Source organism: Shewanella sp. SW1, assembly GCF_025653545.1.
GTDB classification, from domain to species: Bacteria; Pseudomonadota; Gammaproteobacteria; order Enterobacterales; family Shewanellaceae; genus Shewanella; species Shewanella oncorhynchi.
Map to the genome: position 1 here is coordinate 56,569 of NZ_JAKKSG010000026.1, position 15,772 is coordinate 72,340.

At 44.7% G+C, this 15,772-nt stretch carries 14 protein-coding genes and 1 pseudogene; 7 read left to right on the plus strand and 8 right to left on the minus strand.

The features are described from left to right. Nucleotides 1-27: 27 nt before the first annotated feature. A complete protein-coding gene (locus L5M71_RS19955) occupies nucleotides 28-1,389 on the minus strand; it encodes an MATE family efflux transporter (RefSeq protein WP_263209335.1) in 1,362 nt (453 codons plus the stop codon). Nucleotides 1,390-1,801: 412 nt separating this feature from the next. Here L5M71_RS19955 and L5M71_RS19960 point away from each other — a divergent pair, with 412 nt between their 5' ends. Beyond that, complete coding sequence (locus L5M71_RS19960; protein WP_263209337.1) at nucleotides 1,802-2,719, plus strand: alpha/beta hydrolase; 918 nt, start codon at nucleotides 1,802-1,804, stop codon at nucleotides 2,717-2,719. A gap of 83 nt (nucleotides 2,720-2,802) precedes the next feature. Here the strand turns inward: L5M71_RS19960 and lgt are convergent, their stop codons facing one another. Together lgt and L5M71_RS19970 are read right to left on the minus strand one after the other, a co-directional pair. Next, entirely contained in the window at nucleotides 2,803-3,582 is a 780-nt protein-coding gene (gene lgt, locus L5M71_RS19965; RefSeq protein WP_131523760.1) for a prolipoprotein diacylglyceryl transferase, read from the minus strand. Nucleotides 3,583-3,798: 216 nt separating this feature from the next. Beyond that, nucleotides 3,799-4,269 (minus strand): cupin domain-containing protein, encoded by a 471-nt coding sequence (locus L5M71_RS19970; protein ID WP_263209338.1) that lies wholly within the window; start codon nucleotides 4,267-4,269, stop codon nucleotides 3,799-3,801. A 398-nt stretch (nucleotides 4,270-4,667) separates the two neighbouring features. On the opposite strand from L5M71_RS19970, the gene L5M71_RS19975 reads away from it, so the two are divergent. After that, entirely contained in the window at nucleotides 4,668-5,576 is a 909-nt protein-coding gene (locus L5M71_RS19975) for a GGDEF domain-containing protein (RefSeq protein WP_263209339.1), read from the plus strand. 160 nt (nucleotides 5,577-5,736) lie between these two features. Here L5M71_RS19975 and L5M71_RS19980 read toward each other — a convergent pair whose 3' ends face one another. Both L5M71_RS19980 and L5M71_RS19985 read right to left on the minus strand, forming a co-directional pair. Next, a complete protein-coding gene (locus tag L5M71_RS19980) occupies nucleotides 5,737-7,926 on the minus strand; it encodes an OsmC domain/YcaO domain-containing protein (RefSeq protein WP_263209341.1) in 2,190 nt (729 codons plus the stop codon). 258 nt (nucleotides 7,927-8,184) lie between these two features. Next, on the minus strand, nucleotides 8,185-8,415 hold the full coding sequence (locus tag L5M71_RS19985; protein WP_113939077.1) for a hypothetical protein: 231 nt from the start codon (nucleotides 8,413-8,415) through the stop codon (nucleotides 8,185-8,187). 293 nt (nucleotides 8,416-8,708) lie between these two features. Here L5M71_RS19985 and L5M71_RS19990 point away from each other — a divergent pair, with 293 nt between their 5' ends. Both L5M71_RS19990 and L5M71_RS19995 read left to right on the plus strand, forming a co-directional pair. Continuing rightward, nucleotides 8,709-10,373 (plus strand): methyl-accepting chemotaxis protein, encoded by a 1,665-nt coding sequence (locus L5M71_RS19990; protein ID WP_263179553.1) that lies wholly within the window; start codon nucleotides 8,709-8,711, stop codon nucleotides 10,371-10,373. Nucleotides 10,374-10,580: 207 nt separating this feature from the next. Beyond that, a pseudogene (locus L5M71_RS19995) lies at nucleotides 10,581-10,759 on the plus strand (DUF6435 family protein). A gap of 31 nt (nucleotides 10,760-10,790) precedes the next feature. On the opposite strand, the gene L5M71_RS20000 reads toward L5M71_RS19995, so the two are convergent. Both L5M71_RS20000 and L5M71_RS20005 read right to left on the minus strand, forming a co-directional pair. Beyond that, nucleotides 10,791-11,207, minus strand: coding sequence for a ribosome recycling factor family protein (locus tag L5M71_RS20000; RefSeq protein ID WP_263179552.1), 417 nt, complete (start codon nucleotides 11,205-11,207; stop codon nucleotides 10,791-10,793). 445 nt (nucleotides 11,208-11,652) lie between these two features. Continuing rightward, the gene (locus L5M71_RS20005; RefSeq protein ID WP_263179551.1) at nucleotides 11,653-12,540 is read right to left on the minus strand and encodes a LysR family transcriptional regulator; all 888 of its coding nucleotides are present in this window, start codon (nucleotides 12,538-12,540) and stop codon (nucleotides 11,653-11,655) included. 99 nt (nucleotides 12,541-12,639) lie between these two features. On the opposite strand from L5M71_RS20005, the gene L5M71_RS20010 reads away from it, so the two are divergent. From L5M71_RS20010 to L5M71_RS20020, 3 genes are all read left to right on the plus strand, one after another. Continuing rightward, a complete protein-coding gene (locus L5M71_RS20010) occupies nucleotides 12,640-13,263 on the plus strand; it encodes a short chain dehydrogenase (protein ID WP_212599698.1) in 624 nt (207 codons plus the stop codon). A 151-nt stretch (nucleotides 13,264-13,414) separates the two neighbouring features. Then, on the plus strand, nucleotides 13,415-13,660 hold the full coding sequence (locus L5M71_RS20015) for a DUF3297 family protein (RefSeq protein ID WP_006080205.1): 246 nt from the start codon (nucleotides 13,415-13,417) through the stop codon (nucleotides 13,658-13,660). Nucleotides 13,661-14,046: 386 nt separating this feature from the next. Then, nucleotides 14,047-14,577: an SMI1/KNR4 family protein gene (locus L5M71_RS20020; protein WP_263179550.1), complete on the plus strand. Its 531-nt coding sequence runs from the start codon at nucleotides 14,047-14,049 to the stop codon at nucleotides 14,575-14,577. A gap of 189 nt (nucleotides 14,578-14,766) precedes the next feature. Here the strand turns inward: L5M71_RS20020 and L5M71_RS20025 are convergent. After that, a partial coding sequence (locus tag L5M71_RS20025) for a threonine--tRNA ligase (RefSeq protein WP_263220679.1) occupies nucleotides 14,767-15,772 on the minus strand: 1,006 nt, incomplete at its 5' end.

The window sequence follows — 15,772 nt, forward strand, 5'->3', positions numbered from 1 at the left end:
GCGTTGACCTTTTGATATCAGAACAGTTTAAGCTGGGGTTACTGGCGGAATACGCGTAAAACGCTGCCAGCGACCCGAGCGCCAACGCTGCACCATAATCAATCCACGCACCCACTCATCTGCCGCAACGGCAAGCCAAGCAGCCAAAACGCCATAACCTAAATGCAAGCCAAAGAACCAAGCAAAAAACACCCCAATACCCCACATACTAAAAAGACCTATACGCACAGGGAACGCCACATCACCCGCGCCTTTTAAGGCCGAAATAATCACCAGATTAAACACCCGCCCCGTTTCGAGCGCGATTGAACCTGCCAGTAATAACGCCGTCAGTTGGATAACTTCTTCGTTTTCACTCAACCAGCCGACAATAACGAATCGCTGCCAGTAGAAGACTAATACTATGGTCAGTGAAGCGACAAAGCCCACCAAACAGTAACGCTGCACCCGAGTGGTGATTTCATCGAACCATTGTTTACCTACATAGTATCCGGTCTGAATTTGCGTCGCTTGCCCGAGTGCTACCGCAAAACAATAGATAAAACGGCTAATATTCAAGCCATAGGTGTAGGCCGTGAGCGATAAAGTGCCCATCTGGCTGATAAAGTAGATGATGGTCATCTGAGCCACATTGTAAGACAGCATCTCGCCAGCATTGAGCAGGCCAATACGCATCACACTCCAATAAGTGCTGCGCGGTAAAAGCTTAAGTCTTTGCAGTGGCAGCGGAATTTGCTTATGCCGGATCACCATCAACATGATCACAGCGCCAATGATCTGGCTGGTAACGGTAGAAATTGCCACCCCTGTTACCCCATAAACAGGCAAGTCAAAGGGAGAATACAGGGCAATATAGTTACCGATGACGTTCATCAAGCCTGTGCTTGAGGTAACTAACATGGCCGAGCGGGTAAAACCGTAACTACGCAAAATAGCGGCGAAGGCAATGTTCATCACTAGCCCTATGCTCAAGCTGCCGCAAATCACCAAATAGTCATATCCAAAACCAGCCACATCGTGCTCAAGCGCAAATAAGCCGATAATGCCCTTAGCACCAAAGAACATAGATGCACCCATGACCAAGGCTAATACCAAACTCAATACGACACTCGCCACGCCTATGTCTATAGCCTGCTGCGGTTGGCCTGCCCCATTGCTTTGGCTAATCAAAATACTCGCGCCCGTACTCACCATCATGGACATGACCATCATGAAGAACATCAGCTGAGTCGTGAGTCCCACTGCGGCAACCGCATTATCGGAATAATGGCTCAGCATAAAGATATCGCTGATCCCAAGCAGAGATTGCAGCAAGGTCTCGATAAAAATCGGCCACGTCAGGGCAACTATGCCCATACGCTGTTGCAATGTTTTGGGTGCTTTTGCCACGAAAGATTCCTGCAAATAGAGAACGAATAACGAGTGTGGTCGCTGGCTCAATGTGTCGCTCAAACAGCATCTTGGCAACCTATATTTTAGCCAAGAGACTGAAACCCACTTTCACAAATAGACATCAAAGTGCTATCGAACGCACAATCAGGCGGACATTTAACCGCATTAAGCCTGACAGTCAATTAAGTTGGTAATTTTCTTACAAGATACCCTACAACTCAATCTGTAATAGTCAAAAAGATGCCGACTGCAACCGTATTCATTACTAAGTTAATACCAAAGTTAATTTCCGCAATCATGATAGAGCTCATGGCTGAGTGTGAATCTAGGCTACCAATTCAATTAAGCTGCCGATAAACTCAGCCCATTGCAGAACAGCCGAGCGCACTAAAAATTGAGGGAGTATTAAATGAGCCAACTCTATTTAGAAGAGGGAATTAAACAATTGGTTAGCGAGTTTATCGCGGCGGGCTGCCCATCGGTGCGAGAGCAAAGTATTGAGCAACGTAGACAAGGTTATATTGCCAGCACTGTACTCGCGGGTGAGCCTGAAGAGGTGTTCGAGGTTAGATCTATTTCCATCGATGGCGCAGAATTAACTCTGTTCAAACCCTCGGCGGCAAACAATTTACCTATCGTCATTTACTACCATGGTGGCTGTTTTGTCAGTGGCGGCGTTGAAACCCATAATCAACAACTGCGAAAACTCGCCAATGATTCTGGCGCACTGGTGAGCGCCGTTCGCTATCGCCTCGCCCCAGAACATGTTTATCCCGCAGCCCACGACGATGCCTGCCATGCTGCAGAAGTCATATATCAACATTGCCACCAATGGGGCGGTGATAACACTAAGATCACCCTAATGGGCGACAGCGCTGGCGGCCATTTAGCCCTAGTCACTTGCCTGCGTTTAAAAGCCAAAGGGCAATGGTTGCCACACAAACAAGTGCTTATCTATCCTATGCTCGATGCCACCGCGAAGAGCCAAAGCTACAGCGACAATGGCGAGAAATACATCATCACCCGCGATACCTTGCTAACAGGTTTCGATCTGTATTTAGATTGGCACCCCAGAACCGATGCCGAAGCCAGTCCACTACGCCGTGATGACTTAGCAGGCTTACCCGAAACCCATATCATCACCGCCGAATTCGATCCACTCGTCGATGAAGGTGAACAGCTATTTAGGAATCTATTAGAGGCTGGCGTCAATGCCCACTGCCGTCGTTATCTTGGCGTCATCCATGGATTCTTCCAACTCTCGGGCGTGAGCCGTTCCGCTCGGGATGCCATGGTGCAAGTGAGTAATATAGTGAAGACAGCCTAACGTCATCCTTGATGATTAATTAATTCATAAAAAAGGCTTTCTATCTAGATAGAAAGCCTTTTTTAACCGTTTGATATTCAGATTTAAACGGTTTTCTTTCGATACGCCAAGAACAACAAAACTATACCTACGGCTAAAAACGGTAAGCTCAGAAGTTGTCCCGCACTTAAGAAAGTTTCAGAGTAAGCCGCTTGGCTAACTTTAATCGACTCAATCGCAATTCGCGCACTAAACACCGATACCAGAAACAGGCCGAAAATAGCCCCATGTCTTTGTTTAATCTGCGTGTATTGATACAAAGCATACAGACCAATAAAGATAGCTAAATAAGCGAAAGCCTCATAGAGCTGTGCTGGATGTCTTGGCAACATGTCGACACGGGCAAATATAATACCCCAAGGTTGAGTAGTAGGATCGCCTAAAATTTCTGAGTTGGCGAAGTTTGCCATACGCACAAAAAAGCCAAAAATGGCGGTGGCGATCGCGAGTCTGTCCAACAAAAACAGGAAGGGTAGCTTCACTTTACGTTGGTAATAATACAAGGCCAGAATCGCGCCTAAACCACCACCGTGGCTGGCGAGTCCGCCTTCCCAAATCGCCAAGATCTTAAGCGGATGAGCAAAGTAATAAGTCGGATCGTAGAACATACAATGGGCCAAACGCGCACCCACAATAATGCCAACCACACAATAAATCAGTAAATTATCAAGGGACTCAAGATCGAGATTTTCCTTGATATAAATCCGCTTCATCACCTGAAAACCAGCAGTAATAGCAACAGCAAACAGGACTCCATACCAATGTATTTTTAGTCCCATAAACGAGATTAATACAGGATCGAGCTCCCACACTAAGTGTTCCAAATTCAATTACTCCATAACACTTGGTACATAGAGGTACGCCAAAAAGCATGTTTTACGTGGTTAAACGCCAATAGACAAGCCTTGTCGCGGGGATATCTTACTATTGAGTCAAATTTAATGACTCAGAGCTACCTTGGTTTAGCCGAATGAGGCAATGTCAACCAAGTTACCATTTAACGAATCAACTGGCTAAATTTAACTGACTTTAGCCCCCCCCTAACGGCTCAGACGTTGGATGATGTCACTATGCTGTGGATATTGGGCTAACAAAGTTTGTTGGCTAAACAGCTCAAAAGCATCAAAGGTAAAACCGGGCGATACCATGCAGCCCACTAATGAAAAACCATCTTGATTCATGGCAGAACCAAAGATACAGCCCTTAGGGACTAAAAACTGTGGCCGCTCGCCCGCAGCTAAATTAAGCCCTAATTGCGCCGTCGTTAGCACCCCATCAGGATCAATCATGTAAATCGTCAGTGATTGCCCCGCATGGAAATACCACATTTCATCAGCTGTCAGACGATGGAAATGGGAAACCTCTCCAGTACGCAGCAAAAAATAGATACTGCTCCATAATGCCCGAGTCTGATCAAATGCCGTTTCTGAACGATAGGATGAGCGGTAATAACCGCCTTCAACATGCTGCTCTAGCGCTAAATGTTCAATAAAATCATCTGCAGTATGCATTATAAATCCCTGTGTAAAATTAAAACCACAATTAAGGCCCTAGATTCTACTCGAAAATCATCTGTCCACTAAACACCGCAATGAAGCTTTTTGAACATAAGCACAAACGCTAAAGTTCAAGACATCACGACTGACTCGATACGATCGCAAGGCTTAAGTTTTAAGCCTCAACAGGGATACAACTCTGCGCCATCGAACGCTCTGATGCCTTGGTAAAATCGCGACGACAAATAAATTGTACGGCATATTGTTATGGTTTGTTGTTACCCACAAAAGCGGCTAAATTGTAAAGAGTTCGCAGGATGCATTCGCGGCTAAAGCGCCAAAGAGTAGTTTATCTATGATGACTTGGACACACGGACTTAAGGTTGGGTGATTTTCCACAGGGATTTTAATCGATGATCAAAATAGAAGAAATGGCTTTAGTCCTTGATGCACTTCCTGATCCTACTTTTGTTCTGTCAAAAAGTGGTAAATACATTGCCGTCTTCGGTGGTAAAGATGGCCGTTATTACCACGATGGTAGTGGTCTAATCGGCTTGTATCTTAGCGATGTGTTAAAGGCTGACAAACTCAATTACTTTTTACAGGTTATCGAAAGTGCATTAACCAGCCGAAAATTACTGATCGAAGAATATGAATTGAGCAATAAAGATGTCAAAGGCTTACCCGATATAGGCCCCGAACAACCCATTTGGTTTGAGGGGCGCATTCAAGCACTAGACTTTCTGGTTGATGATGAGCCTGTGGTACTTTGGGTCGCCAGTAATATTTCCAATCGGCATGAGCTTGAACTGCAACTACGTCAGCTAAGCGATACCGATCAGCTGACAGGGCTGTATAACCGTCGCCGTTTAGAACGTGATTTAACCTTTCAATTCGATATATTTCAGCGCCACCGTATTCCCACCTCAATCTTGATCCTCGATATAGACCACTTAAAGTCCATCAATGACCAGCTAGGCCACCATGCTGGCGATAAAATTATCATCGCCGTTGCCGAAACCTGTCGCACTCAATTTAGAAAAACCGATAGCGCGTATCGTTTTGGTGGGGATGAATTTGTGATTGCCCTACCTGGGGTAGAGCATTCGCAAGCGGTTGAATTTGCAGAATACCTCTGCGATTGCTTTTACACTGAACTGCAAAAATATGCAGTCAATGGCTTGTTTGCCACCGTAAGCATTGGAGTCGCTTCTATCGAACCATTGGATAAGTCCTATGAAGAAACGCTTAAGCGGGCTGATGCGGCCTTGTATCAAGCTAAACGTAACGGTAAAAATCGAGTTATATCAAATACAGCCTGAGCGGGCTGAACATTTCAAACCACACATAGCAATAACAAGCGCCCTTAATAAGTGATAGCAACAAGTGCTCATAAGAAGCGCGAATCAAAAGAGCAACAAACAAAAAAGCGAACCAAAAGGTTCGCTTTTAAACACATGAAGCTAATGCCAAATAACAGAATTAATTCAGGTTTTTCGCAGCTTTACGGGCTTGATGCAACTTCTTATAGCTTTCAATCAATCTTAAATGCGGCTCAATACCTTCGAGCTGCATGCTGGTCTTAGTTAAACCATAAAAACGCACTTTACCTGTGACTGAGCCTACGACGTTGTCCATCACATCTTTACCGAACATACGGTTGAAGTTATGGATAAAATCATCAAGTTCTAACTCTTCATCTAAGGTCACTTCCAGCACAGCATTCATGGCTTGGTAGAACAGGCCACGTTTAACGGTATTGTCGTTAAACTGTAGGAACTCACCGACCAGCTCAATCGCGTCTTCGTGTGCACCGAGTGCCAAATAAATCAGGATCTTAAGCTCAATAATCGTCAGTTTTCCCCACACAGTATTTTCATCAAATACAATGCCGATTAAGGTGCGAATATCCGTGTAGTTATCGAGTTGGCTTTCTTCTAAACGGTTGACCAAATTAGCCAATTGCTTAGTGCTTAACGAATGTAGATTTAAGATATCTTCACGGTACGCCAGCGCCTTGTTGGTGTTATCCCAAATCAAGTCATCAACTGGATAAATCTCAGAATAATCAGGAACTAAAATACGACACGCCGATGCGCCTAAATCGGTAAACTCGGCGATATACACCTCTTTACCTAACGCTTCTAAGATCCCAAACAGGCCGTCGGCTTCTTCTTCGCTGGTGCCAGAAAAATCCCATTCGCAGAATTCATAATCAAATTTACTGCTAAAGAAGCGCCATGAAATCACTCCTGTTGAATCAATAAAGTGCTCAACAAAGTTTTCTGGCTCGCTGACCGCCATGCTGTTAAAGGTCGGTTTTGGCACATCGTTTAAGCCTTCAAAGCTACGGCCTTGCAGCAATTCAGTTAGGCTGCGCTCTAACGCCACTTCAAAGCTTGGGTGCGCGCCAAAGGAGGCAAACACGCCGCCAGTTTTCGGGTTCATTAAGGTCACGCACATCACTGGGAACTGGCCGCCGAGTGAGGCATCTTTAACCACAACTGGGAAACCTTGCTCTTCTAAGCCGTTAATGCCCGCGAGGATGCTTGGGTACTTTTCTAGTACAGACATAGGCACATCGGGCAGGACAATTTCTTGCTCAATGATTTGACGTTTTACAGCGCGCTCAAAAATCTCTGACAAGCACTGCACATGGGCTTCTTGCAGATTATTACCCGCACTCATGCCATTGCTTAAGAACAAGTTTTCAATCAGGTTCGACGGGAAGTAAACCGTTTCACCGTCAGATTTACGGGTGTAAGGAATCGCACAAATGCCGCGCTTAATATTGCCCGAATTAGTATCAATCAAGTGCGAACCGCACAGCTCGTCGTCTGGGTTGTAAATCTCTAAACAATAGTCATCCAGAATACCCGCTGGCAGCGCATCATCTTCCTCTAACGCAAACCACTTTTCATTGGGATAATGCACAAATTCGCTATTGGCGATTTCAGTCCCAAAGAATTGATCATTATAGAAAAAGTTATTATTTAACCGCTCAATAAACTCGCCGAGCGCCGAACACAGCGCGCTTTCTTTGGTAGCGCCTTTACCATTGGTGAAACACATTGGCGAAGCCGCGTCACGAATGTGCAGTGACCACACGTTCGGCACGATATTGCGCCATGATGAGATCTCTATCTTCATTCCAAGATCGGCGAGCATGCCCGTCATATTGGCAATGGTTTGCTCCAGCGGCAGATCTTTACCCAGAATAAAGGTGCTCGATGCGCCATTAGGCTGACCCATTAACATGGCATTGGCGTCTGAATCTAGGTTCTCAACGGTTTCAATTTTAAATTCTGGGCCCGTTTGCACCACTTTTTTAACGGTACAACGGTCAATCGAGCGCAAAATACCTTCGCGATCTTTCTCCGAAATATCTTCGGGTAACTCAACTTGAATTTGGAAAATCTGATTGTAGCGATCTTCTGGATCAACAATATTGTTCTGCGACAGTCTAATGTTATCCGTTGGAATATCACGGGCTTTGCAATATACCTTCACGAAATAGGCCGCACACAGGGCTGACGATGCTAAGAAATAGTCAAACGGACTAGGGGCAGAACCATCCCCTTTGTAGCGGATTGGCTGATCGGCGGTCACGGTAAAATCATCAAACTTGGCTTCAAGTCTAAGATTGTCGAGAAAATTAACTTTGATTTCCATTGAATATGATTTCCACTAAATATGCGAGTCTGTAGCAGCCCATCGACCAAGTCGCGTCATTGGTAATGAGTCATTAAGGGTGAATTATCGGTGTTTTTGGCCCATTAGTCTTGGGTTAATTATGTTAAAAACCATAATCAGGGCATTTACGGCTGAGCTTGACGGTTTGAATAGCAGGGTTAAGCGAGTACTTAGATTGAGTCTCAAGAAGACGAGGAAACCAATGAGTCGCAGAGTAACACTCTGCGCAAAAACGCATTATGGATGTTTTTCAGTTTCTCGCTTAACCAACAGAAAGGTTAAATACATCTTAGTCGGTAATGACAAGGCCATGCCAAAGGCGACACACATAGCGCTGATAATAATCCCTTGCACGCCCATCGCCTCAACAGTTTCATTAAAGTTATGTAAGTAGATGCCCAACGCAATAAGACAAATGCCTACAGTAATGCAGATTTTCAGCGTTAGGATCAACTTTTCATTCGTCACAACCCTGCCCTTACTGTTCGCCACTATCTCCACCAGCACATCAGCCTGCACCAACTCTAGCTAATTTTGCATCAATTTAAGCTAATATAGTGAACTCATTGGGCCCGTATAGTGTTGATAAAGATCAAAAGAAAGGCCTAGATTCACAGCATAGTTAACGACTTTGGAATAAATCAACAGCGCGCATTTTATCGATTTCCATTACATTTTTGTTAACTTAAACACTTAAGAATGCGGGAAATTAGCTATACTCCCCTGCAATAAAAGAGATGTTCATCATGGAGTCGTCAAGCATGTCTAATTTCAGTCTACGTAATAAATTACTGCTGTTGTCGTTATTCCCTTTAATTTTTACTTTGTTCGTACTCATGACAGTTTCTTACTATGTCGAACAAGACGCCCTTGCAGATGAGGTAACGACCTTTAGAACTAAGCTCATCGGTGAACGTAAAACACAAATAAAAGAAGCCACCGAAATTGCCGCAGGAATAGTGCAGTATCAGTTGTCTTTAAAAGAAAATGGCAATGTAAACCAAGCGCTACGTGATATCCGTTTTGGCAGTTCAGGCTACTTCTTTATCTACGACTCCCAAGGCAAAAACCTATTCCATGCCGTCATGCCCAACCTCGAAGGGCAAAATAAAATTGATATGACAGATCCCCGCGGCACTAAAATCATTGTCGGTTTACTCGATGCCGCTAAAAAAGGGGACGGTAACTTCTCGTTCTACTTTCAAAAACCCAATACCAATGAGCAAATTGAAAAAATCGGTTACTCCATGATGATCCCTGGCACTGACTGGATGCTAGGCACGGGAGTCTATATCGATGATATCGACACTGTCGTTGAGGATTATCGTGCGACGGTCACTGAGCAGATGATCGAAAAATCCTATGCCATTCTGCTAATTGCGCTGTTACTCGCCGCGATTACTACCGTTGTTATTCTGATCACTGCCCAACGTATGGTCGCGCCAATTAAAAATATGGCGGACAACTTAAACGATATCGCCAAAGGCGAAGGCGATTTAACTAAACGCCTCACTGTGAAAGGTGAAGATGAAATTGCACAACTAGGTCAATCCTTTAACCTGTTTGTCGATAAACTCCAAACCATCATAGGCGATGTGGCAAACGCGACGGCTAAAGTTAAAACCGCCGCCAACGCGATTCACGATCAAACCAAAGTCATGTCGAGCCAACTCATCAGCCATAACAATGAAACTGATCAAGTGGTTACCGCTATTACTGAAATGTCAGCCACCGCCAGCGAAGTAGCGCAAAATACCACGCAAGTGGCCGAAGCGACTCACGCTGCCACTGGCGATGTAGCCAATGCCCAGCGCTGCGTCGATGCTTCTTTAGAAGAAATATCCGCGCTCATGGCGCAAATCAACAATGCGGCGGGCAGTATTCAATCCTTGAGCGAACAGTCTAAAAAAATCAACAACGTGCTGTCAGTGATTGGCGGTATTGCTGAGCAAACTAACCTATTGGCATTAAATGCCGCCATCGAAGCGGCCCGCGCCGGAGAACAGGGCCGAGGCTTTGCCGTGGTGGCCGATGAAGTGCGTAACTTAGCGAGCCGAACGCAATCAAGCACTTTAGAAATCAATGAGATGCTAACTGAACTGCACAAGCTTGTCGCACTGGCAGTAAAAACGATGGAAGAAAGTCAGCAAAGCTGCGTGCGCTCGGTAGACTCTTCCCGTGCAATTTCTGAAAGCCTAGGCTCAGTGACATCGGCGGTCACGGCTATTAACGACATGAGCACCCAAATTGCGACGGCGGCCACGGAACAAAGCTCTGTAACCGAAGAAATCAACCGTAATGTGTTCGCCATCCAAGAGATTGTGAATGAGTTACTCCATTCCAGCGAAGATGCTGCCAGAGTCAGCCAGACCGTGTCGCAGGAAGGTATTAACCTAGGTAAGCTCGTCGGTCAGTTTAAGATTTAAAAATATTTTCAATGGGTTGTAAGCTAAATAAGACATAGCAACCCATTGGTTTGCTGCAAATGTAAGATAAGGTCTCAGCCTTGCTGAGGCCGATGGCAGTGGAATTGAAGGATTCTAGGATCGTGGGATTTTTAATTTCAAAAAGTAAAACTTAAATCCCATTGCCTACGTATATAAGTCCAAATACCCAATCCAATAGAAATGGCCATGTTCTCAATATTTAAGAAAAATCCCTTAAAAAATTAACTCAGCAATATAACGCCAAGCTTGAACAAGCTATGCATGCCCAGAGAAAAGGCGATATTAGATCCTACTCAATGCTGACCGCTGAAGCCGAGCAAATTGAAAATCAAATAAAAGTATTAGAAACAACAAACCATAAATAAACCTTCAAAGCAAAAACACTCAGCAGACAAACTACCAAGAGTCAGCTTGAAAACGTGCCAATCTGGCCTCTGTGACTGTGCATTGAGTCAATTGCATCAACTCACCTAAGGTAATCGCAGGATTGTCTGTGATAAGCCGAATCAGCTTAGCGTCTAATGGTTCAAGTTTGTCCGCATGTTGCAGCAAGGCTGACTCCAACTTTTTGATAAGATAACCAAACTGGCCATCTTTAGCTGTTAACTGCTGCGCCAGCAATGGCTCACTTTGTAAATGCGCACAGCAGGATTGGATCTTGATCGCCGCGCCAACAATGCACCAATTTCTCGAACGCCGCACACGCTTAAGCTCGCAATCATATTGGGTTGCAATCGCTTGAGCTTGTTTAACCGCCTCCCGCCCAATTCGATGAATCAGCGAGGGCAGCGAGATACTAATGTCGTCGTTCATAACGCTTGGTTCATCGCCGCTCTTTTATGCCTGCATGGGTAAAAGCCTGCTCGACTTTACATTCAAATACAAAAATTCAATGCGCGGCAGTGTACTCTGCCTCACTTTATTCTAAAAGCTCCGCCCTCTGCCGGATAAGATTTGATGCGATGACGCTTTGATACCAATCGTATTAAATATCTGTTCATTCAGCGGGAGTTCAACGCGCTTTAGACAAGGCGAAGGCTTGAAGGCATAGTGGTGCTCTGTCGAAAGCCTTAAACGCAGTATAAAGCGTGTTGCCATGAATTTAACATCGGCCGCCCTTCGGGAGCCTCACAGGCATCCCACTCCCGTGTTGCATTGACTTAAAAGGGAATGACCATTTCTGCGTCAATGCGCCTTGGATTGAAATGCCTGTGAGGCTCTGAACTGATTAGATATTTAATGTGATTGGTATGACTCATTAACCCACATATTTTGAGTGAGTTTCGCACCACGTTTGTAGCTTATGTTGTAAATCGCGCAGCTTCTTTGGGTAATGGCTCTGCTTGGCATAAACCATGTACAACTCATGTGGATAGCATTGCCATTGGGGAACGAGCAAAGTGAGTTTGTGCTGAGCGACATCCTCCTCTACCAAATAATAAGGCAGGCTAGCGATACCTGTACCACTCAAAGTAAGCAGATGTGTAGTGGCATAGTTTGAACTGCACAGTGCAGGCTCAAAAGTGAGCGTGAGACTGTCCCCCGCGAGTGGTTCAAACACCCACTGTGTTTCGCCCGAAGACAATAGACGATAATGGCGTAAATCATCAGGGTGACGAACTTCTGCGGCTGCGGGATGTGCGGGCGAAACCACTAAGACATGACGAATTCTGCCAAGATATCTGGCGATCAGATTATCGCTGTGCGCAATGCTTGTTCTTAAGGCGAGATCAAACTTGCCGAACTCAACATCTTGAATATTCTGCTCAAAACACAGTTCGAGTTTCACTTGAGGATACTCAGCAATAAACTGGAGCAGCATAGGACTCAGCAATTTTTTGCCCAGTTCCGTTGGAGCGGTGAATTTTAAAGTGCCACAGGAGTCCTGCGTTAAATCCTGCACTAAACGCCCAGCTTCATTGGCCAGCCTCTCGATTTCGCAGGCTTTACCATATAACGCTTGCCCTGCTTCGGTCATTGATACTCGCCGAGTGGTTCGGTGGAGTAATTGACAACCCATTTCATCTTCAAGGGATTTAACATGGCGCGACACTAAGCCTTTAGAAGCGCCGAGTTGTTCAGACGCAGTGCTAAAACTGTGCATTTTGGCAACCAGCATAAATGACTGCAGATGAGTGAGATTCATCAATTAAACCTATTAACGAAACAATGTGGTGATTATATGCGCTTTTTCTATTTAATTAACCAGACTATCCTCAATTTGTATTCAATTTAGGAGCATGTCATGAAAATAGTCGTAGTGGGTGCATCAGGCACAATCGGACAAGCCATAGTCCGCTTATTCCATTCAACTCAGCATGAAGTTATTCAGGTAGGGCGAACAACGGGGGATGTCCTGATAGACATTCGGGATGAACATTCACTCCATCAAGGGCTAGAAAAAATCGGTAAAGTCGATGCAATGATTTCGGCCATGGGTGACGTCGTGTTTAAACCCTTCAACGCTATGACTCAAGCAGACTGGTATACAGGGCTCCAAAGTAAGTTATTGGGGCAAATACAGTTAGTGCAAATAGGTAGCCAATACCTCAACGCTGGGGGCAGTTTTACACTGACCAGTGGCATTATTGCCGATGTCCCAGTAAAAGATGGCATCAGTGCCGCCACAATCAATGGCGCACTTGAGCATTTTGTTACCGCCGTCGCGGGAGAATTACCTGCACAGCAGCGAATAAACATTGTCAGCCCAACGGTATTAAGCGAATCGTTAGCGAGCTATCAGGACTATTTTCCCGGTTTTAGTGCAATCAATGCCGACATATTAGCCAAGGTTTATTTGCGATCAGTCATGGGCAGAGAAAACGGCCGAGTGCTGAAAGCCTTTTCCAGCTGCGGCACAGTGTCTTAACAGCAGTGTCCTAACAGCAGTGTCCTAACAGGACAACCTAACCTTGTAACGCAAGGCGCGTAATCAGTCACTGTTAAAGTCTTGAGCGTTGCGCTGGGATTGCCTACAATAGCGCACGCTTTTTCACTATAGACAACGACAGATCACGACCATGACCGACACAACATCATTACCTGCTTTACCGGATCGCCTTTCCGTTAACCCACGCAGCCCACACCATGTGGCAGAAATTTTCGAGCACGATATCGGTATTAAGCTCAACGGCAAAGAGCGTTTTGATGTCGAAGAATATTGCATCAGTGAAGGTTGGGTAAAAGTGCCAAGCAAATCCTTAGACCGTCGCGGCCAACCTCTTTTGCTCACAGTAAAAGGCACAGTTGAAGCGTTTTATCGTTAAGCTTTAGTGCAAAGAGCTGGATCATAACAACGGCCAATTAATATTGGCCGTTTTTGTTTGCCCAGCAGCAAATGATACTAACTCAATACTACTTGCTGAAACTGCACCAGTGTACTGACCTACTATTCGGAACAGCTATTTAGTCGATTTTTGGCGAAATGGATTAAATCAAATAGCATTATGCATGCCTACTTATTTGAATATCATCAAGTTTATTTGGGGATTCGCTAGAGAAAGCGTTAGAGAGAGGAGAAATAGTTGATGTCTCGGTAACTCCAATATATAAAGGTCCTTCCAGAATATCGGCAGGTATAACAGTAAACGCTCAAGATAGTGATGGTTTCTTTGAAAGCATTGCTCTTCTTAATCCTCGTGGAATGTAGATCATGACCCTATCAGTATTAAATAGCATTTTAACTCCCCCTAACTTCTCTAATGAATCTGGGATTGGTAAAGTTTGGCCTTCTATAGATGAAGGTCTTAGTTTCCCCAGTGATTACATTGCGTTTATTAATCGTTATGGCACAGGAAGAATTGCCGATTTTATTGCGATATTCAATCCATTTACTACAAATTATGACCTTGATTTTTTTGAGCAGAAGAAATCAATCATTGAGGATTTCAATTACCTTAATAATGAAGACCCAGAGTATTTTAAATATAACCTCTATCCAGAAATTAATGGCCTTTTACCAATAGGCGTAACGGATAATGGTGATTGCATATTTTGGGTTGTTTCCGATCTAAAAGACAGTGAGACATGGGGCACTGCAATAATCGCATCTAGATCGCCAGATGTAGAATATTTTGATGAAAATATAACCTCTCTATTGACTGGTTTATTGTTAAGAAAAATAAGATCAGGATCATTACCTAATAGTTTCCCTCCTAAAAATGTTACCTTTGAAAAAATTTAAACAAAAAATAAATGGTCATCCGCAATAAATCATGGACCGCCACGGCCAACCACTGCTACTCACAGTAAAAGGCACAGTTGAAGCCTTTTATCGTTAAGCCTTAGCGCAAAGAGCCGGATCATAAAATGAGTAAAGGCTAGCCGTGGGAACCCTAGCTAGCCTTAGATAACAAACACAGTCTTCCTTAGGTTATTGTTTGCGCACTAGTTTATCCGCAAGATAGTCAGCTAATTCAGCAAGAGGGATATGAGTCATCACACCGTCTTTGCGGCACTTAACTGACACACACTTCTCGGCCTCTTCTTTATCCCCAACCGTTAAGATATAAGGCACTTTTTGCTTGTGAAAGCGTTTCATTTTGCGGGCAACTGAGTTTTGACTGATATCAACCAACACTCGCATGTCTCGTGCTAAACATAGTGCGGCTAACTGACGGACAAATTGGCTGTTTGACTCATTCACTGAAGCGATAGCAACAGGTACAGGATGTAACCAAACAGGAAGGTTACCCTGTGAGACTTCCAAGAGAATCCCCAACCAACGCTCGATAGAGCCATACATAGCTTGGTGCATAATCACTGGCCGTTCGAATTCACCTTGCTCATTTGTGTACTGAACATCGAATCTTTCAGGCAAATTAAAATCAAACTGGATAGTGCCACACTGCCAGCGTCTTCCCATAGAATCTGTCAGTGACAGTTCAATTTTGGGACCATAAAAAGCCCCTTCACCAGCTTGATACTCGGCATCAAAGCCCTCAATCTGGCAAGCTGAATCCAATAGCTTTTGTGCTCGGCACCATTGCTCATCGCTGCCTAATGCCTTCTCAGGTTTAGTCGATATTTTTACGTCTAAATTATGGTAGCCGTAATCACCATAAACCTGCTTTGCACGCTGGAGAAAACCACGTATCTCCTCCTCTGCCTGAGACCAACAGCAAAAAACATGGGCATCATCCTGAGTGAACTGGCGTGCGCGCAGGCAACCATTTAACGAGCCTGAGGATTCATTACGGTGCACCAAGCCAAACTCAAATAGTCGCAGTGGCAAATCTCTATGGCTATGTACMCCGCGCTTAAACAGCAAAATATGGGCAGGACAAGACATAGGTTTTAAAACATATTCATCCATGTTTTCCTTTCCGCCACCGAAAAACATGTTCTCTGCAAACATGTCCATATGCCCAGACGTTTGC